A 23541-nucleotide genomic window follows, 5' to 3' on the forward strand; every position below is an offset into this window, starting at 1 on the left:
TGGTAACTCAGCCGTTAAGATCGTGGTAAGTTTCCGTTAGGGTTTACTGGCGGGTGACAAACAAAACCGCCAAAAATCACAAAAACTCTTGCCGATGCGCCACGTGTCGGCCGCTCCCTTTACCGGCCATTAACCCTAACAGGATGATAACGGACCTCGATCCCTAGAGTTGCTGCGACGTTGCAGCGACCAGTCGAAGGTACCTGTCCGGCCATGAAAAGCACTGCTTCCCTGTTTCGCGCGCTGCTTGCCGTATCGATGCTGGCTGGCTGTTCCAGCTACCGGCCGACGCCGGCCGCCTTCCATGAGGTGCTCGATCAGCCCTACCGTCTTGGCGCCGGCGACCGCGTCCGCGTGACCGTGTTCGAGCAGGACGGGCTGACCAACACCTACAGCGTCGATCAATCCGGCTATCTCTCCTTCCCGCTTGTCGGCGCCATACCAGCGCGCGGCCACACCGCGCAGCAAATGGAAAAGGAGATTGCCGACAAATTGCGGCAAGGCTATCTGCGCGATCCCGACGTTTCGGTCGAGATCGACCGCTACCGCCCGATCTTCGTCATGGGCGAAGTGGGTGCCGCCGGCCAATATTCCTATGTTCCCGGCCTGACGGTGCAGAAGGCGATCGCCATTGCCGGCGGCTTCACGCCGCGCGCCAACCAGGAAAGCGTCGACATCACCCGCGACATCAACGGCAAGGTGATGACCGGCCGCGTGGTCACCTCCGACCCGCTGCTGCCCGGCGATACGGTCTACGTCCGCGAACGTCTGTTCTGACAGATATCAAGTGGCGGACAGGCTCAGGATCGTCCATTGCTTTCGCTCACCCGTCGGAGGAATTTTCCGGCATGTGCGCGACCTGGCCGAGGCGCAGGTCGCCGCCGGGCATTCCGTTGGCATCGTCTGCGATTCGACGACAGGCGGCGCGTTCGAGGAACATTTGTTCGAGCAGATGAAGGACATGCTGGCGCTCGGCATTCATCGCACGCCGATGCAGCGCCACGTCGGTTCCGGAGACCTTGCCTCGGCTTGGCGCACGTACAGGATCATCAAGGAATTGCGGCCGGACGTACTGCACGGGCACGGCGCCAAGGGTGGCGCCTATGCCCGTCTGTTCGGCTCATTGTTGCGGGTATCAAGGTCTCGCGTAGCCCGCCTTTATTCGCCGCATGGCGGCTCGCTCCACTATGACGAGAACACGGTCATCGGAAAGCTGTTCTTCGCGCTCGAGCGCTTCATGGCTCGCTTCACCGACTCTCTGCTGTTTGTCTCGGACTATGAGCGGCGGACCTATCGCCACAAGGTCGGCGAACCGCCCATTCCCAACACCCTCGTCTATAACGGCCTGCGCGCCACTGAATTCGAGCCGGTGATCACCGCGCCGGACGCAGCCGACCTGCTTTATATCGGCATGATGCGCGACCTGAAGGGACCGGACATCTTCATCGACGCATTGGCGCTCGCCGGCCCGCGGTTCGGCCGCGCGCTGACCGCGGTGATGGTCGGCGACGGCGACGACCTTCCGCGTTACCACGGGCAAGTGAAACGCCTCGGGCTCGAGCGCCATGTCCGCTTCCTGCCGCCGATGCCGGCCAGGGAGGCCTTTGCCCTTGCCGCGCTTATCATCGTTCCCTCGCGCGCCGAAGCCATGCCCTATATCGTCCTGGAAACGCTTGCCGCGGGAAAGTCGATGATCGCAACCGCGGTCGGCGGCATTCCGGAGATATTCGACATCGGTTCCCCCGCCCTGATCCGACCTGACCCGATCGAGCTCGCGGACAGGATGAGCCAGGCGCTGGCCGACCCGGCCGCCTATCGCGACCTGATGCCCGATAGCGCCAACCTCAAGGCACGCTTCGGCGCCGATGTGATGGCCGCCGACATCGAGAAGGCCTATTTCGCCGCGCTCGACACGTAGGCGCAGGACCAAGCCGTTCCAAAGCCATGCGTTGTTTCAAGGGTTTCTTAGCTCTCTTTTGCTATGACCGGGGGGAAGCTTGCGGAAAGCCCTCATGAACGAGATCGACCCCGCGCGCCGCTTTTCAGCAGAGGCGGTGCGTAAATTCGACGGCCCGGCCGACGGCGACACGCCAAGCGGCATGAACGATGTCGCCCGCCAGGTCGCCTCGCAGTACCGGCGCGATACGATGTCGCCGATCATGGTCAGCGGTGTCCTGCGCATGGTCGAATTCGGCTTGCTGTTCCTGTCCGGACTCGCCGTCTATTTCCACTATGTCGGGTTCTTCAACTATCTCGCCTGGCAATATCCGGTGACGATCGCAGCGGGCTCGTTCCTTGCCGTGGTGCTGCTCGACGTCACCGACTGCTACCAGATCGTCGCCCTGATGCGGCCCATCGCCAATTTCGGCCGCGTGCTGCTCGTCTGGGCCGGCACTTTCGCCCTGATGGCGCTGACGGCATTCGTCATGAAGATGTCGCAGGACTATTCGCGCCTTTTGTTCGGCAGCTGGTTCGTCATCGGCTTCGTTCTCATCTTCGGCCTCAGGCTGGTGATGTCGAAGCTGATCCGGGCCTGGGCGCGCGATGGCCGCATGGAGCGGCGCGCCGTCATCGTCGGCGGCGGCAAGGCGGCGGAAATCCTGATCCGCTCGGTCGAAAAGCAGCCCTACAACGATATCCGCATCTGCGGCATCTTCGACGATCGCGGCGACAAGCGCTCGCCGCCCATCGTCGCCGGCTACCCCAAGCTCGGCACCATTTCGGAACTGATCGAATTCGCCCGCATCGCCCGCATCGACATGCTGATCGTATCGCTGCCGCTGACCGCCGAATCGCGCGTTCTGCAGTTGCTGAAGAAGCTGTGGGTGCTGCCGGTCGACATCCGGCTTTCGGCGCATTCCAACGCGCTGCAGTTTCGCCCGCGCGCCTATTCCTACATCGGCGCGGTGCCGATGCTCGACATCTTCGACAAGCCGATCAACGACTGGGATTCGGTCGCCAAGCGCGCCTTCGACATTGTCTTCAGCCTGATCGGCATCGTCGTGTTCTCGCCGGTGATGCTGGCGACCGCCATCGCCATCAAGCTCGACAGCAAGGGGCCGGTGCTGTTCCATCAGAAGCGGCACGGTTTCAACAATGAGATCATCGAGGTCTACAAGTTCCGTTCGATGTATACGGACAAGGCCGATCCGACCGCCAAGCAGACGGTGACCAAGAACGACCCGCGCGTCACCCGCGTCGGCCGCTTCATCCGCAAGACCTCGATCGACGAGCTGCCGCAGTTCTTCAACTCGCTGCTGGGTTCGCTGTCGCTGGTCGGTCCACGCCCGCATGCCATCGCCGCACAGTCGCATAATTTGCTCTACAACGAGGTTGTCGACGGCTATTTCGCCCGCCACAAGGTCAAGCCCGGCGTCACCGGCTGGGCGCAGATCAATGGCTGGCGCGGCGAGATGGACACCAACGAGAAGATCCGCATGCGAACCGAGTATGATCTCTTCTACATCGAGAACTGGTCGCTGCTGTTCGATTTGCGGATTCTGTTCCTCACGCCGCTCCGGCTGCTCAACACGGAAAACGCCTATTGAGCGCGATCAGCCATGATCTGCCGCGCGCGGCGGTCAACGCCAAGCTGGTCGCGCTGATTTCCTCGGGCGCGGTCTTCCTCGGCATTCTGCTGTCCGGCTTCGTCATCAGCGAGCCGGCGCCCTATGAGCTCTACATGGCCGGGCTGATCGCCATCTGTGCGCTTTTCGGCTTGCGGATTTCCCGCGCGGCCACGCCGCTGCTGGTGCTGCTGGTGACGATGAACATCGGCGGCATGATCTCTATGACGCAGATGGCGGACCTCGCCAACACACCGCTCTATCTCGCCGTCTCGCTGTTTCTCGCCTTCAGCGCGGTGTTCTTCGCATCGATCACCGCCGTACAGCCGGGCCTCTACCGATTGATCTTCATTGCCTATGTGGTTTCGGCCGTGGCCACCTCGCTGCTTGGCATTGCAGGCTACTTCGATGCCTTTCCGGGCGCGGAGATGTTCACCAAATACGATCGTGCCGCCGGCGCCTTCCAGGACCCGAACGTGTTCGGCCCCTTCCTGGTGCTGCCCGGCATCTATCTGCTCTATCTGCTTTTGACCGGACCGGTGACACGCATGCCGCTGCTGGCGGTACCACTGCTGATCATCACCGCCGGCATCTTCTTTTCCTTCTCGCGCGGTGCCTGGGGCATGTTCGCCGTTTCGGCCGTCCTGCTCACCGGCTGCCTGTTCCTGCAGAGCGCCAGCGGAATGTTCCGGCTGCGCGTGGTGGTGATGACGATTGCAGCACTGGCGCTGCTGGTCGTCGCCATGATCGTCATCCTGCAGCTGCCCGGCGTCTCGGAGATGTTCTCCAACCGTGCCCATCTCGAGCAGAGCTACGACACCGCCCGCCTCGGCCGTTTCGCCCGCTACGGCATCGGCTTCCAAATGGCGATGGAGCATCCGTTCGGCATCGGCCCGCTGGTCTTCGGCACGATCTTCGGTGAAGACACCCACGACATCTGGCTGAAGATGCTGATGGATTATGGCTGGCTCGGCTTCGTGTCGTTCCTGGCGCTCGTCTTATGGACGATAGCAGCCGGCTTCCGCATCCTGCTGCGCGACCGGCCGTGGCAGCCCTATCTCCTGTGCGCCTATGTCGCCTTTATCGGCAATATCGGGCTCGGCACCTTCATCGACATCGACCACTGGCGCCACGTCTATCTGCTGCTCGGCCTGATCTGGGGCGCCATCGCGCTGGAATACAGCCATCAGCGGCTGTTGCGGCCTGCCTTGCAGGGCTCGCCGGCACCGGCAATCGCAGCGGGATAAAAGTCGCGGAATTCGGTTGACCCGCACGGGGTTATCACGATACATCGCGACCGGTCCGGAGTGTAGCGCAGCCCGGTAGCGCACTTGACTGGGGGGCGGTGGCTCTCAGCCGGCTTTTCCCAAATCTTTCAAATGCTTGTCATACCCCTCGCCTGCTCCCGTGGGACTTTCCGTGGGACTTGCAGCCTCCAGCGCATTCAGCACGTCATCCATCATCGCGTGGGCGTATTTGGTCGTGGTCTTGATGTCCTCGTGCCCGAGCAGCTGCTGCACGACCTTCAGGTTGCTCTTGCGCAGCACGCGCGTTGCGGCGGTGTGGCGAGTGTCGTGAAAGTGGAAGTTCTTCACTCCAGCCTTCGGCACGGCGCGCCGCATGGCAATCTTCAGCCCGGCTTCCGTCAGCGGATAGCGGCTGCCCTTGACCAGGGTTCGGTCGGCCGTCTTCACTGTCCGGGCGGCGACATAGGTGAAGACCTTCTCGGCGTGGAAATTCTGCTGCGACCACAGGATCTCAAAGGTCCGCTTCGTCATAGGAATCGAGCGGGGCTTGTTGCCTTTGCCGATGACGGTGAAACGGCGGCCGAAGAAGTCTACTCTTGACCATTCAAGGCCAAGTATTTCCATGCGCCGGCAGCCATTCAGGAAAGCGAACTCGACGGCGACATCGTAGCCGCGCGACAGCTCGGCCATGATCGCCGCCTCTTCGCCGATGCTGGCCTCGCGCACGCGTTCCTTGGGCTCGGCCAGCAGGTGCTTTGACCAGTCGACCTCGCCTGTCCTGGCACCCCACAGCTTTTCGGCGCGCAGGATGATCTCCCGCAGAGGCTGGGTGACCGTGCGATTGACCGTGGCGGGGCTTACCCGTCGCCGCCGTTCGGGCGCCTGGTACTTCCGGCCGGGCTTGCGCTGCGAGGGCACGAAGTCCCCGCGGCGCCTGGCGACCATGGCGGAGACTCGTTCGTCATTGATGTTCTGCAGAAGGAACTCAGGACCGAAATGCGCGACCAGCCAGGCCATCGACCATTCGGTATTTTTCCAGTTTTCGTGGTTCTGGCCGACCTCGAGCCAATAGCGGCTTGTGGCGATGGCGACCGTCATGTTCGGATCTGAGAAGGCTTGCTCGACGGCGATAGTCGCCTTCGCCTCGATCTTCCTGGCCTTCTCTACCTCTCGCGCTTCGCGCTTTGACGTGCATCCCGTTGAGCCTGAAAATCGACGACCCTGTAGCTGGAAGTCGTAGGCGTAGAAGCCATCCTTGGCATCGGCCCTGATGTAGACGGACATGTGGCGGTCTTCTTTCTCTTCGCCTTCCAGGCAATGAGGTCGTCAAGCTCGTACCGTGGCGTCTCGCGTTTCTTGCCCAGACCGACGTTGATGTATGGGATTTCGCCCGATTTTCGCATGGCGCGCAAGGTGTCTTCACCAATGCCCAGTTCCGCGCAGGCCTCGACCGGCTTCAAGAGCGGCATGCCTGGCCCTCCCCGACCTTGCGGTTGGCGACCTTCAGCAGCACGTCGGCGTGGCACGGCGCGCCGGGCTTGCACCAGCAGGCGAGGTTCTTCCCGGTCAGTTCACTGGCATTGTCAGCGACGAACTGGCGGGTTCGCTCCAGCGCCTCAATGTCGGGGTCGCGGCCGACGCGCATCAGGCCGGCCAGCAGCGCCGTGTAGAGGTCGACGCAATAGGCGGCGTCGCCATGCTTGCCGACGATGAAGGGATTGCCCCATGGGCCGGGGCGCGCCACGGTCACGGTGTTCTCCGGCATGCGCCAGCCCTTGCGGCGCGACAGCTGAATGCGCTGGGGAGCCGTCACAGCAACGCTCCCTGCTTAGGATCGGCCGGCCGTGCGCCCGCGCCAAAGCCCTTGGCGCGCAGCGCGGCGATCTGATCGAGCTTTGCCTGATCGCCTTTGAGGCGGGCGGTGTGCTCGGACGGGCCATATTTGTCCGTCTCGATCGCGCCGGCGGCAACCGCCAGTGCGCGCTTGGACTGAGCGATGTCGAAATGCTCCCACGTCGCATCCATACCGGCCACGCCAAGGCCGGCCGGGCGCTGGAACCATTTGCGCTGGATGCCGATGCGGTCGGCCATGGCGAACAGTTCCGCGCGGCTGTCCGCCCACATGTGGCACATGAGCAGACGGCCGAATGGGTGCTTGGCGTTGTCGACGTAGACGCTCATAGGGCTGACACCTCAGGAAGCTCCTGCGTGTCGGATTTGCCTACGGCAAGCCAGACACACTCGACCGGGTCATCGTGCTCGCCTTCGGCAATGTGCGTATCTTCATTTCCGGGCTCGAACACACGGAAGCCGTAGAGCGGTTCCGTGGGTGTGATCCGTCCTTTACCGAACAGCCAGTGCTTGTCGGGAAATAGGCGGTCGGCCAAGGCGACTGCTTCGGCCAGCCGATCGCCGCGCGTGCGCTGCACGTTGACTGCTGTCGTCTCCGGCATCGCAGCATCCAGTCTGTCGATGCGTTCGATCTCTGCGGCTATCAGCGCGCCCGCTTTCACCAGATCGCGGCGACGAGTGGTGGCCTTCCACCAGCCTTCATCCCAAGGCCAGATGTATCGATAAAGCTGCTCATATCGCTCGTGGTTGCCCACGACGCTCATTTGCCGGTAACGCGCCGGGAGCGCGTACATCGCCGCGGCCGCCGCCATTTCGCCGCCGCTGTGCATGTCGTCATGTGCTGGCGTCCAACCCTCGGCGTCTATCTGGCGTTGACGTTCGATGGCGATGTCGCGGACTGCGCGGCTGATCTTCATGGCTGAAAACTCCACCAAACCAAGCCGGCGCCGATGATGGCGACGGCGGCGATTAGGCCATTCAGGATCCGCCGCGCCGTGGGCGATTCCGCTGCCGGGCGGTTGGTGCAGTCGTCGCCGCAGCCGCATGTGGGCCAGTTGTGGCAGACGATCCGCACCGTGCCGTGCGGCGGTATCGTAATGCGTTCATAGTCGAGGGGGTGCTGCATCAACGCAGCCCCACGGCGACACTGACGAAGGCCAGTGCGAAGGTGAAGGCGGATGCCAGCGCGAGACGCGTGTGCACCTTGGCCAGGGCGGCGCAGGCGCGGTCGAAACCGCCCTGCCCCAGTTCGGCGAGGATCTGCGAAGGTTTCTGGCCGGCATAAAGCTGGCGGGAAATCCACGCTTCCATTTCGGGCGACTGGCCGGCCACCGCGATCAGCCTTTCGGCGGTGTTTCGCATGGCCGTCAGCCCAGCCTGTGGACGGCGCGCGACTTGGCGAGGTCCGCCGCTTCGGGGCCGTGTTCCTCGATCTGGGCGCGGGTGAAGGTGGAATGTTCGGCCAGGCTGTCGGCGGTGACCGCGGTGCCGTTCATGCCCATTTCGAGCATCTTGTCGGCCATCAGCTCGACGATGCCTTGGGTGATGACGGCTGGGGAAGTGGACAGCGAGCCGATGGGCGATTGCTGGAAGGTGATCATGGGACTATCCTTTCGCGTTGGGGAAAAATGCTGGGGGGAACAATGGAGGGCGACACCAAGACTTGCCCGGAGTGCGCGGAGACAGTTCAGCGCGACGCGCGCATCTGCCGGTTCTGCCGCCATGATTTTCGTGTCACGGCGGACCCGGCAGCTGAAAACAGGAAGCTTGCGCGGTGGCTTATTCTTCCGGCGCTCGCCGTTCTGGTGTGGGTTGGCCTGCACAAGGGCGGGAACCATGCGGAAGCGCCGAAGGTCGCGGGCACCAACATCTGCAAGGGCTGGAACGGCCAACAGGTTCTGGATCAGGCCAGGGACGCCGGCATCATTCGAAATATCCGGCGTAGCAGCATCGGGACAATCAACGGGGCGTTTGTCGAAGTGATCACGGCGCGATGGGCGATGGTCAGTACCAAGATACACGTCGGAATCGCAATGGCAGCCTATTGCCAGGTCGCAGCCGCCGACGGCATCGGCGTGGCCATGGTCAAAGGCAGCCTCGAGGAAGACCTCGGTTCTGTCGTTGACGGCAACTGGATGAGATAGCGACACGCCATGCCTCCTTCGCGGAATTGCGAATGGTGGCGAACGCTACCGCGATAAAAATACCGCGTCAAGAGATATGCGGTATAAATATCTCACAGATTATCGCGCTCCACTTGAGAACTGCGACTCATTTGTTCTTGCTACGTTCTGGTCTGTGAGTCAGTATGCCGCACAACAACAAGGGCAACAGGGAGCCTGGAATGAGTGCGTTTTTCGTGGTGCAAAGTTTTACTCGTGGAGACCGGGGCGGCCTCAGGCCGGATATCCCCGTTCAGGCGCAAAATACCAATCATGCACGACGAATGGCCGAGCGGCTTGCTCAGTCAAAGGCGCTTGTGGTCGCCTTCACGCGGGAGGGCGATGCAACGACGGGGGAGTTTGGGGAAGCGATGCTGATCGCAGCGCTCGGGGATGTACCGGACGAGGTCCGAGAGATGCCGGCGGCGAGCTAGCGGGCTTCGTATTTGCCGACTATGCGGTGACATACGGTCCAATCAGCGCGAGCAACTGAAAACTCCTTTTCCTCGCCTTCGGGCGGATTGAACTGGCGCAGATGCCAGTCACGTTCATCGTAGCGCAAGAGCCGTTTGATCATGGCTTCGGCCTCAGCCACAGGCGGCACATGATATAATACAACGTTCTTGTCCCGCGCGGGCGGCAAGTGGGGATGCACCAACGCCATGTCACCAGGCTCGAACGCCGGGATCATAGATTCCCCAACGACATAAACGCCGTACGCATCTTTGACATGTTCGAGGAGGGCGGGCCTTTTCACATACTCGATCGCCTCGAACGTAACGATCTGGTGTGCTTCGTTACCGCCTCTGGCGGCAGCGTAGACAGGAAAATTCCGATCGCCGACCAGTTCCTTTCCGGGAACGAACTGCGGCAAGAATCCCTTGGTCCGCTCTTCGTCGGCGACTGATTCCGGCCCTTGCTCCGTCAAAAGCCAAGCAGATGTCGTGCCCAACGCCTTGGCCAAAGCCTCAAGAGTGTCGGCGCGCGGCGACTTAGACTTTCCAGTCATGATGTTGCGGATGAATGCGTCGCTTCCGACCTCTAGTGAGGCGGAACGCATTGATTTTCCTGTGGCTTCAAGGCGGCGAAGAATGCGCAAGGCCAACGGCGAAGGGGCTTCGGTGTTCATGCGGTAATCTAACCGCGCGGTATCGTCACGCGTTAGCGGTAAGTTTATCGTTGACAATGCGGTAAACATATCTCATTCCTTTGCGCCATGACGCTCAAAGATCATCTGCTGAAAGTCGCAACGACCTACGCAACCGAGAAAGGCTTGAGCCTTTCGCGCGTCTCGACAATCGTTTTTGGCGACGGCAAGGTTTTGGACCGCCTGCAGGGCAGCGCTGACCTGACCACCAGCCGGTTCGAAGGCGCCATGCTGTGGTTCTCAAACAACTGGCCAGTCGACCTGGAATGGCCGGAAGGCGTGACCCGGCCAATTTCGGAGGCGGCATGAAACAGCGCCTCGCCTCTCCTGCCCTTGCCGACCGTGGCGCGCGCCTTGCCGGCGTCGGGTTTGTCGACCGCTTGGTGCCGCGCCAGGCTGGCGCCGTGGGCTATGAATTCCCCGCTGCGTTGCCCTCCCAAGCCGCAGCCGCGCCGTCCGGCTCCTCCCTGGACGGCGCACCCTTTGCCTACTTCACCGAGTTCTCGTCCGTGGGGGCACGCGACGTGGGTGAAAGCGCGCCGGCAGTTGATGCCTCTTCGGCCGGAGCGCCTGATCTTTCGCTCAACGCGATCCTGCTGCCCGACCATGTGATGGTGCTGGTGCGCGCGGTCGCTGCCTATGAACGGTGCACCAATGAGCGCGCCGTCGCGCTGGCGCTGACCGAATACGCCACGATGATCGGCGCCGGGGTGTTGGCCCGTGCGGTGGCCGATCTGGATGACGACCTTGCCGACGTGCCCGGCTACGCGCGGACAGCGGTGAACCGATTTCGAGGTGGCGGACCATGAGTGCATCTGGTTGCGGGCTTCCATGAACTAACGCCCGCACACTGAACCCTTTGAAACTGTCCCACCACGGGAAACGGCGGAGCGAATTCCCGCCGCGTGAAAGCTTTTGCCTGAGGAGGCCCAATTGAGCGAATTCACGACACGCTGGCAGCTGCGCCTGCTTGCCGCCCAGCACGACCTGGTCGAGGCCTGCGGGGGAATCGCCCGCGTCATGGAAAAGACCGGCTATTCCAAGGGACAGGTCGGCCGCTGGAATGGCGGCCTCGACCGTGACCTGATGTCGCTCAGCGTGGTGCTGACGCTGGAAGAGGATTGCGGCCGGCCCTTCGTCACCGCCGTCATGGCTGAATTCCACGGCCGGAACCTGACCGGCGCCGCTGACAACGGCAGCCGCGTTGCGCACCTGGAAGAACAGGTCGCCGGACTTGTGGAGCAGGCTGGCAGGCTGGTTGTCGAAACCGTCAAGGCACGTGCCGACGGCATCGTCACGGCGACGGAAGCCACCATCCTGCGCGGCATCAGTTCGAAAATCTCCCGCCTCACCGCATCGATCGACGACGCGCTGGCCGGTGTCCAGGCCGCCGGCAGCCTGAAGGTGGTGGGCGAATGACCATGGCCAGCCTTGCCCGCCGCGACCCGGAAGAGCGCGCCGACAGTTTCTACCGCTTCTCGGTCAAGTGCGACCGGCTGATGAATGCGCGGCTCCAGGCGGCAGCGCGCGCCGCCGGCGTCAGCACCACGACGTTCGTGCAGCGGCATTTCGAAACCATCCTCGACGAGCCGGCCGACGACACCGGGTTTTGCGCCGACGTATTCGGGCGGGCGCACCGGATATCGCCGCAGGCCGCACGGATGTGGAACGCCATGCGCAGGGGAGCGGACGCCGCCGGCATCATCTCAGGCGGCCTCCGTGAGTTTGCCAGCGCAGCCAAAGTGAGCGCCGGGCACGGCGGCGACTACCTGGCCGAACTTGTCGAAGCGGAACTGGTCCGCACCATCGTTCGCCCCGGCGGTCGCGGCGGCGGCACCTATCGCGTGGTGATGGTGTCGTGATGTTCGACCGCCGAGCCCATATAGCCGAGCGCCTCGCTGCAGGCGTCGAAGTCCTCGACGGCGGATATGAAACGCCGTGCTGGTTGTGGACCATGGGCGACAGCGGCAATGGGCGCGGCGGCGGCTATCCGCGCATGAAGCTCAACGACCGCACCGTCGCGGCGCACATCGTCAGCTTCACCAATGAATTCGGCTATGTGCCGCGCAACAAGCAGATCGACCACAAGTGCCACAACCGGCGCTGCGTCAATCCCGACCACCTGGAGATGGTCAGCCACATCGAAAACCAGAAGCGCCGCGACGCCGCCAACGGCGTGGTGCGGCGTAAGCGCAAGCGCCGGAAGGCGGTGGCGAAATGACCGACGAATACGATCCATACGCCCCACGCGGCCCTGCCCGTGAGCGCCCGGGCGCAAAGTTGGCCGAGGAAGAAGCGAGCGGGCCGCAGACGGTCGCCGTCGGGCAGTTGCGAGCCTTTATCGAACGCATCGAGCAGGTGTCCGAAGACATCGCCGCGCTCTCGGATGACCGCAAGGAAATCTATGCCGAGTGCAAGGCCATGGGCTTCGACACGAAGGCCGTTCGCACCGTGGTCAAGCTCCGGAAGATGGATCAGGCGGAGCGGCAGGAAGCCGAGGCGATCCTCGATCTGTACAAATCCGCACTGGGGATGGTGTGATGAAATACCAGCTCCTGCCGCGCCTCACAGCCGACGAATTTGCATCGCTGGAACGCTCGATCATCGCGCACGGCGTGCTGGTTCCGGTGGAATATGACGAGGAAGGCCAGATCATCGACGGCCATCACCGGGTCGAGATCTGCGAAAGCCTCGGCCTAGTCGACTGGCCGCGCTTCGTGCGCAAGGGGCTGACCGAAATCGAAAAACGCACCTTGTCGCGTGAGTTCAATTTCGCCCGCCGGCATCTGAACACCGCGCAAAAACAGGACGTCATCGCCGACCAGTTGCGCGACACGCCGTCGATCTCGTCCCGGGCGATCGGCGCCATGCTGGGCGTCGACCATAAGACGGTGTCGGTCGTGCGCAAGCGGCTGGTCGACGGTGGGGAAATTCCCCACCATGACGAGGTCGAGGGCAAGGACGGCGTGCGCCAGCCGGCGCGCAAGACGATCAAGACCGCCTTCGTGCCCGACCGTGAGAACGTCGGCGAATACATGAAAGGTGCGAAGATCATCCGCGCCGCCAAGCAGAAGCTGGCGCATGCGGTGCGGGTCGAGCATCTAGAACTGATCTCGTCGCGCGGCCGGGCCACCGCGCCGATCTGGTGGCAGGACGGCGCCGAAGGGCCGACCTTCCCGGTGATCCTTGCTGATCCGCCGCACAAGTTTCTGGTGCATTCGGAGGTAACCGGTCGCGAGAAGAGCGCCGAAAACCACTATCCGACCATGGACATCGAGGCGATCCTCGCGCTTGGCTGCCCGGCAGCGAAAGATGCGGTGCTGTTCCTGTGGGTGACGGACCTCGCCAACGGCCTGGCGATCATGCAGGCCTGGGGCTTCGTCTTCAAATCCTTCTGGGGCTGGAAGAAGGTCTACCCGGGCAAGCAGCTCGGCACCGGCTACTGGTCGTTCGACAATCTCGAACTGCTGCTGATCGGCACGCGCGGCAACGTGCCGGCGCCGCTGCCTGGCACGCAACCGCAGAAATGCACCGAACATCCGGTGGGCGGACACAGCGCCAAGCCCGACTGGTACGCCGAGCAGATCGAACGCCTCTATCCCGGCGTGCCGAAGCTCGAAATGTTCTGCCGCTCGCCACGCCCGGGCTGGGATGCGTGGGGATTTGAGGCTGCGCCAGAGCCCGAGGCGGCAAAGAAGCCGCGCGCCAAGAAAGTGGTGCCGGCATGAACACTCCCCGCTTCAAAACCGCCAAGATCTTCATCACGACGTTGCGCATATCGACCGGTCAGATGGAAACGAGCCAGGTTACGGCCGGGGTTTGGCGCGGGCTCGCCGTGCATGAGGCGATCGGCAGAACCACGCTGGACAAACAGCCGGTCTATTCGATCACTCACATCGTGTCGGGCCGCCAGATTTCTCCGCTTTTTTTCGACAGGGAGAGCTCTGCCAAGTCAGCGGCTGTAGCCTTTGCCGCGTTGCCCGTGAACTGGGAAACCGGTGACCGCGAACAGTTCAAGTTGCCGGGGCTAAAAGACGTCATCATCAGCATCTCGGTGCTCTGCGACGGCTTCGTCATGGAATCGGCGATTGATCAGCCGGGAGGGCACGCATGAACGCGCTCGCCTCGACCCCCGATGATCCCTACCTCACTTTCCTGCGTGGCAAGATGCAGTTGGCGAAAGCCGACGGCTTCGATGTTGCGCTCGACGACATCAACCCGGCCGGCGCGCCGCATTGCCGGGCGATCGTGCGCTGGGCGCTGAAGGGCGGCAGCCGCGGTATCTTCGCGTCGTTCGGTCTGCACAAGACGTTCATGCAGATCGAGCTGATGCGGCTGATAGGCAAGTTTGCGCCTGGCCTACGGCTGATCGTCATTCCGTTGGGGGTGCGGCATGAGTTCTTCGCCGAGGCGGCGGAGCGCTTCACCGGCGACTGTGCCGTCAAGCTGAAGTTCATCCGCTCCGATTCGGAGGTCGACGATGAAGAGACGATCTACCTGACTAATTACGAAAGCGTGCTGGCCGGCAAGATTGATGCGTCACGCTTCGTTGCCGCCAGCTTGGACGAGGCGGCGGTGCTGCGCGGCTATGGCACCAAAACCTTCCAGACGTTCCTGCCGCTGTTCAAGGCGGTGCGCTTCAAATTCGTCGCCACCGCGACGCCATCGCCGAACCGCACCAAGGAACTGATCCACTATGCCGGCTTCCTCGGCATCATGGACACCGGCCAGGCGCTGACACGGTTCTTTCAGCGCAATTCGGAGACGGCCGGCGACCTGACGCTGTTCCCGCACAAGGAAGATGAATTCTGGCTGTGGGTGCACAGCTGGGCGGTGTTCCTGCAATCGCCTGGTGATCTCGGTTTCTCCGACGAAGGTTATGTGCTGCCGGCCGTGACGGTGAACTGGCACGAGGTGCCGATCGACCACTCCACCGCTGGCTATGACCGCGACGGCCAAGGCCTGCTGATCCGCAACACCGCGCTTGGCGTGGTGCAAGCGAGTGCCGCCAAGCGCGACAGCCTGGCCGCGCGCATCGGCAAGATGGTCGAGCTGATCAGTCAGGATCCGGACGCGCATCGCATCCTCTGGCACGACCTCGAGGATGAACGGCGGGCGATCGAGGCAGCGGTGCCTGGCGTGCGCTCGATCTATGGCACGCAGGGGCTGGACGCGAACGAAAAGAACGCCATCGGCTTCAAGGACGGCAAGTTTCGCGACCTCGCCACCAAGCCGGAAATGTCTGGCGCCGGCAACAATTTCCAAAAACATTGCCACTGGGCGATCTTCGTCGGCGTCGGCTTCAAGTTCCACGATTTCATCCAGGCGGTGCACCGCATCGTGCGCTTCGGCCAGATGCATGAATGCCGCATCGACATCATCTTCTCCGAAGCCGAGCGCGAGGTGCGCCGCAACCTCGAAGGCAAATGGGCCGAGCATGAGCGGCTGATGGCGCGGATGGCGGAGATCATCCGGCGCTATGGCCTCGACGGCCTGCCGCTCGACGACGTGCTGTCACGCTCGATCGGCGTGCGCCGGCATGAAGAGCGCGGCGACGGTTTTGTGATCGCCCACAATGATGCGGTGCTGGAGGCGCGCCAGACCGCCAGCGCCAGCATCGGCGAGATCGTCACCTCGATCCCGTTCGCCAACCACTACGAATATACGGCGAGCTACAACGATTTCGGCCACACCGACGACAACGGCCACTTCTGGGCGCAGATGGATTTTTTGACGCCGGAGCTGCTGCGCATCCTGCAGCCCGGCCGGCTGGCCTGCATCCATGTGAAAGACCGGGTGCTGTTCGGCTCAGTGACCGGCGAAGGCGTGCCGACCGTGTCGCCGTTCCATGCCGAGGCGATCTTCCACTATCTGAAGCACGGCTTTCAGTACATCGGCATGATCACCATCGCCACCGACGTGGTGAAGGAAAACAACCAGACCTACCGGCTGACCTATTCCGAGATGATGAAGGACGCCACCAAGATGGGCGTCGGCTGTCCGGAATATGTGCTGCTGTTTCGCCGGCCGCAGAGCGACCTTTCGCGCGGCTATGCCGATCAGCCGGTGGCGCATGCCAAGCCGCTGGTGATCGCTGGCGACGGCAAGCATGAACGCTGGAGCGATGGTGACAGGCGGCCACAAGTGCCCGACAGCGGCTACACGCTGGCGCGCTGGCAGCTCGACGCGCACGCCTTCTGGCCGTCGTCGGGCGAGCGGCTGCTGACCACCGACGAGCTGGTGCGGCTCGGCCCGAAGCCGCTGCGCGAACTGTTCCAGAAGGTGTCGGAAACCGCGATCTACGATTTCGAGATGCATGTGAAGTTGGGCGAAGAGCTTGCAGTCCGCGATGCTCTCTCCAAGACCTACATGACGCTTGATCCGCCGTCGAAGCATCCGGCGATCTGGACCGATGTGGTGCGCATGCTGACGCTGAATGGCCAGCAGGCGTTCCGCAATCTGGAAAAGCATGTCTGCCCGCTGCAGTTCGACATCGTCGACCGGCTGATCGACCGCTACTCGAACCCCGGCGACATCGTCTATGACCCGTTCGGCGGGCTGATGACGGTGCCCTATCGCGCCATCCTCAAGGGTCGCCGGGGCCAAGCCTCCGAACTCTCCGAGACCTATTTTCGCGATGGGCTGCGCTACTGCCGCGAGGCCGAAGCCAAGCGCGCCGTGCCGACCATGTTCGACATGCTGGGCATCGGGACTGATGACATCGCGATGCCGGCGCCGACTTCGGCAAAGCCGCGTCCTGTCGCTGTGTCGGCGCAGGATAGGATGACCCTTGCTGAGCTTAGAGACCTGCTCTCACGTCTGCCGGCTGACGAATTGGCGCGGGAATGGGGCGGCTGGGACGACGGCAGCCTGTACGCCAACTTTCCAGAAGGTCATCCCAAGGCCGGCGCGCCCGCAATAGTCATCGAGCCTGATTTTTCGCGAACGGCGGAGGCGGCAGAGTGACCGCGCGCAAGAGATACGATCCCGACAAGAATTCAGCCGGCTGCTACGCCGCTGCGATCGAAGCCAAGCGACTGCGCGGTGACAAGCACTATCCCTCGGCGCCGGAACGCGCGCCGGATCCTGAGACCGATCGTCAGTTGAAGCGGCTGAAGCGTGCGCTCGACCGCAAGCTGCGGGAGGCCTGATATGGCTGACATCGCCTTTCTGCGCTTCGCAAACGCCTTTCAGGACCGGCTCAACGAGCTCGGCTATTCGCTGCGCCGGGCCGAGGACCAATGGCCCGACACCGACCGCGCCATGCTGTCGCGCGCCATCAACGGCAAGACGCTGTCGGCCGGCAATTACCTGCTGCTTTGCGACATGGCCGGGCTTGATCCCTACGCCTATCTGGCGCGCCCGCCGCACCGCCGCATAACGCTGAAAACCATTGCAGAACAATTGGTTACACCACTAGCCACACGTGAAACAGAGTCTGCCAGATGACCGATTCCATGCTCCCCATCCTGCGCCAGCTGCACGATGCCGATGGCGACCGCGCGAGGGCTGACACGCTGCTGCGAATGCCGGATTCGGTGATCCTGAAATTCCATCGGGTGATCGACACCGCCTGTCGCCGTGCCGGTTTCGAGGCCGGCTGGAACTTCGTCGCCTTGCGGGTGTCGCTCGGCCTCGCTGTGCGCGACGGCGCAGGCCTGCCGCCATCCGACCTGGCCGCTAGCGTTGAATTGTTCCGTGTCGGTCTGGCCGAATTCGCGGCGGAGGTTTCCCATGGCTGAAGCCGCCCTGCGCCAGCTCGACCGCGATATGCCACGCATTCGGATGCTCAGCCCGGCGCTGACCGTGCGGCAGCGAAAGAAGGCAGAGCCCAAGCCGGTCACGCTGACGGATGTTGCGCAGGCCAGGCGTGCGGCTCTGGCCGAGATCCGCAGCGCTGCCGATGCAATCATCGCCGAGGCACGCGCCGAGGCGGCGTCGATCATCAGCGCTGCACTTGCCGAGGCGCGCCACCAGGTCGCGACCATGGCCGCCGAGGCGTGCCGCCATATCGCCGAAGAGCAGCCGGGCGAATACCTGCCGACCGATCGCGTGCTGGTCGCCGACATCATCCGTCAGGCTGCCGAGCGCCACGGTATCTCTGCACGGCGGCTGCTCGGCCGTGGCATGAACAAGCAACTGGTCGAGGCACGCTTCGACGCCATGGCAACGGCCTATGTCGCCCGGCCTGACCTTTCGCTGCCGGCGCTTGGACGCCTGTTCGGCCGGGACCACACCACCATCCTCCATGCCGTGCGCAAGGCCGGCGTCTACCGGGGCGCGAGAAAGGCGGCAACTGGATGAACGCCGCCGTTCTCTCTCGGGACGCGACGAAGCTGCGCGATATCCGCGCGGCGCTGACGGCGATCGAGCCGGCGGTGTGGACGCGCGTGCATGGAGATGCCGGGGCCTTCCTCGAGGCGCGCGGGGAGATGGGCGAACTGCCCGTGCTCGCGCGATTCGATGAAGCGACCGTCGACGAGATCGACTTCGTCTGCAACGCGCCCGACACCGTGCGGTTTCTGTTGCGGCTGCTGACGAACGCGTTCGACACCATACGGGACCTGAAAGGCCTGCCGCCGCATCGCAATGCACCCGCCGGCGAGCCGGCGGCGAGCGACGTCAAGAACTTCGCCGCCGAGTGCGGCATGCGCTGCGGGGATGCGGCGTTCATGGTGTTCCTCGAAGAGCGGCACGGGCTTGAACGCCCGCTGACGCCGGAACGCGTGGCGCAAAAGGTGCGCTCGCTGCTCGGCGTGACTTCACGAAAACAACTCAACGATGGCGGACGGGCCAGCGACGCGTGGAAAGCGCTGCGCGGGAGCTTTGCCGATTGGAAGAAGGCGGGACGATGACACTGTTGAACTTCGAAGCGCCATTCTCGGCACAGGCCGACTCTCCGCCGCTGATCATGGACAGCTTTGCCGGCGGCGGCGGCGCCTCGACCGGCATCGAGATGGCGCTTGGCCGCTCGCCCGACATTGCCATCAACCACAATCCGGCGGCGCTGGCGCTGCACGCTGTCAATCACCCTGAGACGCTGCACCTGTCTGAAAACGTCTACAAGGTCGATCCACTCGACCATGTCGCCGGCAAGCATATCGGGCTGGCGTGGTTCTCGCCCGACTGCAAGCATTTCTCCAAGGCCAAGGGCGGCAAGCCGGTCGAGCGCAACATCCGCGATCTCGCCTGGATCATTCCCGGCTGGGTCGAGCGCATCCAGGCCAGCGGCGGCGGCATTGACGTCGTCATCCTCGAAAACGTCGAAGAGTTTCAGACCTGGGGGCCATTGCTCGACACCGAACGTGGCCTGATGCCTGATCCGGACGCGCGCGGCGAGACGTTCCAGAAGTGGTGCAAGGCGCTGCGTCGGCTCGGCGGCAAGATCGAGCATCGCGAATTGCGTGCCTGCGACTATGGCGCGCCGACGATCCGCAAGCGGCTGTTCGTCATCGTGCGCTTCGATGGGCAGAAGATCGTCTGGCCGAAGCCGACGCATGGCAAGCCGGACGATGCCGATGTCATCGCCGGGCGCAAATTGCCATGGCGCACCGCGGCGGAAATCATCGACTGGTCGCTGCCGTGCCCGTCGATCTTCGACACCGGCGCCGAGATCATGGAAAAGCTTGGCCTGCGCGCCGTGCGGCCACTCGCCGATGCCACGATGTCGAGGGTGGCGCGTGGCGTCGATCGCTACGTGCTGAAGGCCAAGCGGCCATTTCTGGTCGACGTGGCGCATGGCGAGGTTTCGCCGTCTGGCGTCAAACGCTGGGGCAACGGTTTTCGCTCGATTGACGATCCGCTCTCGGTGGTCACCGCCGGCGGCATCAACCACGCCGTCGTGGCGCCATCTGTCATCCGCTTCAACACTGGCGCCACCGGCCACGATGCCCGTGAGCCGCTGGCCACGGTGACGGCCAACAGCTTCAAGAAGCGCCCGGGCGGCGCTGCGCCGCTCGGCGTCATCGCGCCGGTGCTGTCGTCTTATTACGGCAAGGGCGAAGGATCGGACGACCGTTCCGCATCGGTCGAAAAGCCGATCAACACTGTCGTCACCGAAAACCGGCATGCGGTGATTGCGCCTGTTCTCACCTACGGCCAGCAGGGCGGCGCCAACCGTAGCGTGGAGGATCCGGCACATACGATCACGGCCAGCAAGAAAGACCAGAACGCCGTTGTCGTTCCGACGCTCGTCGGATGCGGCGGCAGGGCCGGCCAGAGCCGCGCCCGTGGCGGCGACGAGCCGATGGCCACACAGACCGCCAAGGCTGACGTCTGCGTCGCAGCGGCCTTCCTTGCCCAGAACAACTACCAGGAGCCGGGCCACGATGCCCGCGAGCCATTGTCGACCATCGTGCAGAAGGGCAGCACGCAAAGCGTCGTGGCTGCTTCGCTGATGAGCATGAAGGGCAGCGATAGGCGCGATAGCGAAGCTGATGCGCCGCACCCGACCGTGCTGGCCGGTGGCGGCCACTCGGCGGTCATCGCGCCGCACCTAATGACCATGCGCAATGCGGGAAAACCGTTCAACGGCGCCGACGAGCCGACGCATACGATCACCGCCGGGGGCGCCGGCATCAGTGTCGTCGCGCCGTTCATGCAGAAATACTACGGCACCGCCGATGGGGCGCGCCTCGACGATCCCTGCCACTCGGTGACCACGAAAGACCGCTTCGGCTTTGTCGAGGGTGAAATCGGTTGGCCTCCCTTCACCGAAGAGCAGGCGGCGCGCGCCAGGCAAGTCGCCGACTTCATGCGCGCGCATGGCTTCTGGGACGATCGCGAGTTCGTCACAGTCGAGATCTCGGGCGATCTCTTTACCATCGTCGATATCGGCATGCGCATGCTGACGCCGCGCGAGCTGTTCTCGGCACAGGGCTTCCCGCCCGACTACGTCATCGAATTGGAATTCAAGGGCAAACCGCTGCCGAAAAGCGACCAGATCGCCTGCTGCGGCAACAGCGTCTCGCCACCGATGGCGGCGGCACTGGTGGCGGCGAACTGCGGCCACTTGATGCGCTTCCAGGAGGCAGCGGAGTGACAGGGCCTCGCCTCTCCATCATCCCCGCACGCGCGGCCACGGACCGGGCGCTGAAGCCGCGCGACCTGCAGGTGCTTTGCGTGCTCGGGCGCCACACCGACGAGCTGGGCTGGTGCCGGCGCAGCCAGGTGAAGATGTCCGACGAAATGGGTTGCGCGCGCTCGACCGTGTTCGAGGCGATCGAGCGGCTGGTGAAGGCCGGCTACCTCGAACGTCATGTCGTCGAGGCGGAATCCGGGCGCGACGCCGCGCACTGGTATCGGGTCATTCTCGACCCTGTGCACCCGAACCTCGCGGCGGTGAAGGTGGCCGAAGAACAGGCCGATCCCACCGTCGAAATACCCTGCCGACAGGTCGGCACCCCTGCCGGTATATCGGCACCCCCTGCCGGTCCAGAACCGGCACCCCCTGCCGGTCCAGGGTCGGCACCTATTAACGACACTTCTCTAACGACCCCTCTTAATGTCGAGAAAGAGCGCGGACGCGAGGATGATCAAAAAGCAGTCGAGCGCTGGGTGAAGAAAACGCATCCGGGCTGGCCGAGCTACATCAGCGACAGCGTTCCGAAGGCAGTATCGGCGGCAATGGCGCTGACGACCGACGAACGCGAGATCGCGGCCGACCGCATGGCGGAATACGTCGCCAGCGCCAAGGTCGGCGGGCGCACCGTGATCTGCACCTTTGCCGTCTACCTCGCCGAAAAGCGCTGGGAGAAGCTGCCGCCGAAGGTCGAGGTCGCCGGGCGCGCCGACGACTATGCGCCGCCCTTCGGGCCGGTGTGGATGGCTTGGATCATCGCTGCCGTCATGGGCGGGCCGGAGAACCCCAGCGGGGCCACACAGAACGAACGCTGGCCGAAGGTCGACGCGCTCTACCGGGCGGCGCGCAACGGAACGGGCTTCCGCTTCGGCGAGCGCTGGCATGCGCTGAAGGGCACGATGGTGGCGGTGCCGGTCGGCACGCCGCAGTGGATCGAATGGCGCGACCACTTCGCAAGGCAAGGCTGGCCTTGGCTGCCGGATCCGGGACGCGTGGCCTACTTCCCGGCTGGCGGGCCGGCAGGACTGGCGGAATTCGAACAGGCATTGCGAGGGAACCATGATGCGGGCGGACGTGAAGCGGCTGAGTGATGCGGAAGTGATCGGCCCGACCGATCGGCATACGGCTGTGATCGACAAGGTGCGTGCAACGTCGCGTCGCAGCCAGGCGCTGCTTGCGGCGGCCGGTCAAAGCGAATCAGCGCTGCATTGGTATGTGATCAGGACTGACGCGCACGCCGAAATGGCTGTGGATAACCTGCTCACCTCAGCCAATGTCGAGCACTGGTTACCGTTCATGAAGGTGGCGGATCGTCGTCGCGGCGGGCGTAAACGGGCCTGTCGTGAGCCGCTCGAGGTGCTTGCGTGGCCGGGTTACATGTTCGTCCGCGTGGTGCCCTCGCCCGAAGCGTGGGCTGGTTTGCGGACTGTCAAAGGCATCCTCGGTGTGCTCGGTGCAGATGAGAAGCCATTCCCCGTAAAGCACGAGAAAGTCTTGCAATTAAAGGTTTTCCTCGAAGGCAACGTGATCGCCATCGGTGAGATCGCTAAGGGGCTGAAGGTGGGCGAGCTGGTGAGAGTGAACCAGGGTCCATTCGCCAGCTTCCCTGGCACGGTCAGCGAACTGTGTGACGATGGTCGAGCGCGCGTCGAGGTGATGATCTTCGGGCGTGCCGTGCCTGTTACGCTCGGGCTTGATCAGATCGATAAAGGGTAGTAGCGAATCCCACCCAGGACGCCCTGACAGAGTCGCACACCGATCACGGTGGCAGCGCCAGCAGGACCCAGGTGAAGCACCCCAGCTTCACCGCAATGGAAAAGATTCCGAACAAATGAGCAGCAACACAGCGCCTTGGCGGCGCTGGTACAAGACCGCTGAATGGCAGCGGGTGCGTGAGCGCATCCTGCTTCGCGACTTGTACACATGCCGCAAGACTGGCGTGCTGCTGATCGGCAAGCACCCTGCCCCGAACAGCCCAGTCATCCACCACGACAAGGAACATCGTGGCGACGAGGTGTTGTTCTGGGATGAAGACAACTTAATGGCCGTGTCCAAGGAATGGCACGACAGCGAAGCGCAGAAGGCCGAGCAATCCACCCTCGACCAACGCGGCGTCTGGCACTGACACAAGGATCACGGCAATGCCATTGGTGAGACCGACAGTCGTTGAGATCGAGGTTGACGGCAAACAGGTGGAGTATGTGCGCACCTACACCGTACCAGCGATTGGAGCTGTGATCTCTCTCGGTCCCAACACCGGAGACCGGTACAATGCAAACGTCGTTAGTCAGCATTGGGTTGTCGATCACGTCACGCATGAACCGGAAGAGTTTCGATGCATCCTCGTTTGTGAGCGCGTTGCCTCGAAGTCCTAACTGACATCAATCAAGTTCGACGATCGCCCATAGGTTGGTGTGCAAAGCGCATGCCGCCCCGATGTCGCATGGACCGGGGGGTGGGTCGAAAGTCTGGAAGCCCCTCCCCGCTG

The 23541-nt window shown here is 63.4% G+C and carries 32 protein-coding genes and 1 pseudogene; 24 read left to right on the forward strand and 9 right to left on the reverse strand.

Translation table 11 applies throughout. The annotated features are described in order from the left end of the window. Positions 1 to 213: 213 nt before the first annotated feature. The 4 genes from NKI21_RS24825 (at position 214) to NKI21_RS24840 (ending at position 4813) form a co-directional block, all read left to right on the forward strand. Entirely contained in the window at positions 214 to 777 is a 564-nt protein-coding gene (locus NKI21_RS24825) for a polysaccharide biosynthesis/export family protein (RefSeq protein ID WP_013532220.1), read from the forward strand. A gap of 10 nt (positions 778 to 787) precedes the next feature. After that, complete coding sequence (locus tag NKI21_RS24830; protein ID WP_352442552.1) at positions 788 to 1918, forward strand: glycosyltransferase family 4 protein; 1131 nt, start codon at positions 788 to 790, stop codon at positions 1916 to 1918. 94 nt (positions 1919 to 2012) lie between these two features. Continuing rightward, complete coding sequence (locus tag NKI21_RS24835) at positions 2013 to 3548, forward strand: undecaprenyl-phosphate glucose phosphotransferase (RefSeq protein ID WP_128305463.1); 1536 nt, start codon at positions 2013 to 2015, stop codon at positions 3546 to 3548. After that, positions 3545 to 4813 carry an O-antigen ligase family protein gene (locus NKI21_RS24840; RefSeq protein ID WP_352442551.1) on the forward strand — a complete coding sequence of 423 codons (1269 nt, stop codon included), beginning with the start codon at positions 3545 to 3547 and terminating at the stop codon, positions 4811 to 4813. Before NKI21_RS24835 ends, NKI21_RS24840 begins: the two co-directional genes overlap by 4 nt. A 105-nt stretch (positions 4814 to 4918) precedes the next feature. On the opposite strand, the gene NKI21_RS24845 is transcribed toward NKI21_RS24840, so the two are convergent. From NKI21_RS24845 to NKI21_RS24880, 8 genes and pseudogenes are all read right to left on the reverse strand, one after another. Further along, positions 4919 to 6097, reverse strand: coding sequence for a tyrosine-type recombinase/integrase (locus tag NKI21_RS24845; RefSeq protein ID WP_352867751.1), 1179 nt, complete (start codon positions 6095 to 6097; stop codon positions 4919 to 4921). Between the two features lie 74 nt (positions 6098 to 6171). Continuing rightward, positions 6172 to 6282 (reverse strand): annotated as a pseudogene (locus NKI21_RS24850) (helix-turn-helix domain-containing protein); the annotation flags it as partial. Further along, complete coding sequence (locus NKI21_RS24855) at positions 6270 to 6626, reverse strand: DUF4326 domain-containing protein (RefSeq protein ID WP_352867754.1); 357 nt, start codon at positions 6624 to 6626, stop codon at positions 6270 to 6272. The pseudogene NKI21_RS24850 and the gene NKI21_RS24855, both read right to left, overlap by 13 nt. After that, positions 6623 to 6994, reverse strand: a complete 372-nt coding sequence (locus NKI21_RS24860) for a DUF4031 domain-containing protein (protein ID WP_352867757.1) — start codon at positions 6992 to 6994, stop codon at positions 6623 to 6625. The genes NKI21_RS24855 and NKI21_RS24860 overlap by 4 nt, the downstream gene beginning before the upstream one ends. Then, positions 6991 to 7581: a hypothetical protein gene (locus NKI21_RS24865; RefSeq protein ID WP_352867759.1), complete on the reverse strand. Its 591-nt coding sequence runs from the start codon at positions 7579 to 7581 to the stop codon at positions 6991 to 6993. The genes NKI21_RS24860 and NKI21_RS24865 overlap by 4 nt, the downstream gene beginning before the upstream one ends. Beyond that, a complete protein-coding gene (locus tag NKI21_RS24870; RefSeq protein WP_352867763.1) occupies positions 7578 to 7790 on the reverse strand; it encodes a hypothetical protein in 213 nt (70 codons plus the stop codon). The genes NKI21_RS24865 and NKI21_RS24870 overlap by 4 nt, the downstream gene beginning before the upstream one ends. Continuing rightward, complete coding sequence (locus NKI21_RS24875; protein WP_352867766.1) at positions 7790 to 8026, reverse strand: hypothetical protein; 237 nt, start codon at positions 8024 to 8026, stop codon at positions 7790 to 7792. The genes NKI21_RS24870 and NKI21_RS24875 overlap by 1 nt, the downstream gene beginning before the upstream one ends. 5 nt (positions 8027 to 8031) lie before the next feature. Then, positions 8032 to 8265, reverse strand: coding sequence for a hypothetical protein (locus NKI21_RS24880; RefSeq protein WP_352867769.1), 234 nt, complete (start codon positions 8263 to 8265; stop codon positions 8032 to 8034). Between the two features lie 42 nt (positions 8266 to 8307). On the opposite strand from NKI21_RS24880, the gene NKI21_RS24885 reads away from it, so the two are divergent. Together NKI21_RS24885 and NKI21_RS24890 are read left to right on the forward strand one after the other, a co-directional pair. Further along, positions 8308 to 8808 (forward strand): zinc ribbon domain-containing protein, encoded by a 501-nt coding sequence (locus NKI21_RS24885; RefSeq protein WP_352867771.1) that lies wholly within the window; start codon positions 8308 to 8310, stop codon positions 8806 to 8808. Positions 8809 to 9008: 200 nt separating this feature from the next. After that, positions 9009 to 9260 carry a hypothetical protein gene (locus NKI21_RS24890; protein ID WP_352867775.1) on the forward strand — a complete coding sequence of 84 codons (252 nt, stop codon included), beginning with the start codon at positions 9009 to 9011 and terminating at the stop codon, positions 9258 to 9260. On the opposite strand, the gene NKI21_RS24895 is transcribed toward NKI21_RS24890, so the two are convergent. Then, entirely contained in the window at positions 9257 to 9955 is a 699-nt protein-coding gene (locus NKI21_RS24895) for an XRE family transcriptional regulator (protein WP_352867778.1), read from the reverse strand. The two genes, NKI21_RS24890 and NKI21_RS24895, sit on opposite strands and share 4 nt — an antisense overlap. A 144-nt stretch (positions 9956 to 10099) precedes the next feature. On the opposite strand from NKI21_RS24895, the gene NKI21_RS24900 reads away from it, so the two are divergent. The 18 genes from NKI21_RS24900 to NKI21_RS24985 all read left to right on the forward strand — a co-directional run bounded on the left by NKI21_RS24900 (position 10100) and on the right by NKI21_RS24985 (position 23178). Next, positions 10100 to 10282, forward strand: coding sequence for a hypothetical protein (locus tag NKI21_RS24900; protein ID WP_352867780.1), 183 nt, complete (start codon positions 10100 to 10102; stop codon positions 10280 to 10282). Further along, entirely contained in the window at positions 10279 to 10782 is a 504-nt protein-coding gene (locus NKI21_RS24905) for a hypothetical protein (protein WP_352867784.1), read from the forward strand. The genes NKI21_RS24900 and NKI21_RS24905 overlap by 4 nt, the downstream gene beginning before the upstream one ends. Before the next feature lie 124 nt (positions 10783 to 10906). Further along, positions 10907 to 11392, forward strand: a complete 486-nt coding sequence (locus NKI21_RS24910; protein ID WP_352867787.1) for a hypothetical protein — start codon at positions 10907 to 10909, stop codon at positions 11390 to 11392. Then, complete coding sequence (locus NKI21_RS24915) at positions 11389 to 11835, forward strand: hypothetical protein (RefSeq protein ID WP_352867790.1); 447 nt, start codon at positions 11389 to 11391, stop codon at positions 11833 to 11835. Before NKI21_RS24910 ends, NKI21_RS24915 begins: the two co-directional genes overlap by 4 nt. After that, on the forward strand, positions 11835 to 12194 hold the full coding sequence (locus tag NKI21_RS24920) for an HNH endonuclease signature motif containing protein (protein ID WP_352867792.1): 360 nt from the start codon (positions 11835 to 11837) through the stop codon (positions 12192 to 12194). The genes NKI21_RS24915 and NKI21_RS24920 overlap by 1 nt, the downstream gene beginning before the upstream one ends. A gap of 59 nt (positions 12195 to 12253) precedes the next feature. Beyond that, positions 12254 to 12514 carry a DUF2312 domain-containing protein gene (locus NKI21_RS24925; protein ID WP_352867934.1) on the forward strand — a complete coding sequence of 87 codons (261 nt, stop codon included), beginning with the start codon at positions 12254 to 12256 and terminating at the stop codon, positions 12512 to 12514. Beyond that, positions 12514 to 13701 (forward strand): MT-A70 family methyltransferase, encoded by a 1188-nt coding sequence (locus tag NKI21_RS24930; RefSeq protein ID WP_352867795.1) that lies wholly within the window; start codon positions 12514 to 12516, stop codon positions 13699 to 13701. Before NKI21_RS24925 ends, NKI21_RS24930 begins: the two co-directional genes overlap by 1 nt. Further along, on the forward strand, positions 13698 to 14087 hold the full coding sequence (locus tag NKI21_RS24935) for a hypothetical protein (RefSeq protein ID WP_352867797.1): 390 nt from the start codon (positions 13698 to 13700) through the stop codon (positions 14085 to 14087). The genes NKI21_RS24930 and NKI21_RS24935 overlap by 4 nt, the downstream gene beginning before the upstream one ends. Further along, positions 14084 to 16939, forward strand: coding sequence for a DNA methyltransferase (locus tag NKI21_RS24940; RefSeq protein WP_352867799.1), 2856 nt, complete (start codon positions 14084 to 14086; stop codon positions 16937 to 16939). Before NKI21_RS24935 ends, NKI21_RS24940 begins: the two co-directional genes overlap by 4 nt. Next, the gene (locus tag NKI21_RS24945) at positions 16936 to 17124 is read left to right on the forward strand and encodes a hypothetical protein (protein ID WP_352867802.1); all 189 of its coding nucleotides are present in this window, start codon (positions 16936 to 16938) and stop codon (positions 17122 to 17124) included. Before NKI21_RS24940 ends, NKI21_RS24945 begins: the two co-directional genes overlap by 4 nt. Position 17125: 1 nt before the next feature. Beyond that, on the forward strand, positions 17126 to 17422 hold the full coding sequence (locus NKI21_RS24950) for a hypothetical protein (RefSeq protein ID WP_352867805.1): 297 nt from the start codon (positions 17126 to 17128) through the stop codon (positions 17420 to 17422). Further along, positions 17419 to 17715 (forward strand): hypothetical protein, encoded by a 297-nt coding sequence (locus NKI21_RS24955; protein ID WP_352867807.1) that lies wholly within the window; start codon positions 17419 to 17421, stop codon positions 17713 to 17715. The genes NKI21_RS24950 and NKI21_RS24955 overlap by 4 nt, the downstream gene beginning before the upstream one ends. After that, positions 17708 to 18277: a helix-turn-helix domain-containing protein gene (locus NKI21_RS24960; protein WP_352867811.1), complete on the forward strand. Its 570-nt coding sequence runs from the start codon at positions 17708 to 17710 to the stop codon at positions 18275 to 18277. Before NKI21_RS24955 ends, NKI21_RS24960 begins: the two co-directional genes overlap by 8 nt. Next, positions 18274 to 18828: a hypothetical protein gene (locus NKI21_RS24965; protein WP_352867814.1), complete on the forward strand. Its 555-nt coding sequence runs from the start codon at positions 18274 to 18276 to the stop codon at positions 18826 to 18828. The genes NKI21_RS24960 and NKI21_RS24965 overlap by 4 nt, the downstream gene beginning before the upstream one ends. Beyond that, positions 18825 to 21014 carry a DNA cytosine methyltransferase gene (locus NKI21_RS24970; protein ID WP_352867817.1) on the forward strand — a complete coding sequence of 730 codons (2190 nt, stop codon included), beginning with the start codon at positions 18825 to 18827 and terminating at the stop codon, positions 21012 to 21014. The genes NKI21_RS24965 and NKI21_RS24970 overlap by 4 nt, the downstream gene beginning before the upstream one ends. Beyond that, positions 21011 to 22144, forward strand: a complete 1134-nt coding sequence (locus tag NKI21_RS24975; protein ID WP_352867819.1) for a helix-turn-helix domain-containing protein — start codon at positions 21011 to 21013, stop codon at positions 22142 to 22144. Before NKI21_RS24970 ends, NKI21_RS24975 begins: the two co-directional genes overlap by 4 nt. Then, a complete protein-coding gene (gene nusG / locus NKI21_RS24980) occupies positions 22113 to 22769 on the forward strand; it encodes a transcription termination/antitermination protein NusG (protein WP_352867821.1) in 657 nt (218 codons plus the stop codon). The genes NKI21_RS24975 and nusG overlap by 32 nt, the downstream gene beginning before the upstream one ends. 115 nt (positions 22770 to 22884) lie before the next feature. Next, entirely contained in the window at positions 22885 to 23178 is a 294-nt protein-coding gene (locus NKI21_RS24985; protein ID WP_352867823.1) for an HNH endonuclease, read from the forward strand. Positions 23179 to 23541: the final 363 nt, after the last annotated feature.

Source organism: Mesorhizobium sp. M0715 (assembly GCF_040320355.1).
Taxonomy (GTDB): Bacteria; Pseudomonadota; Alphaproteobacteria; order Rhizobiales; family Rhizobiaceae; genus Mesorhizobium.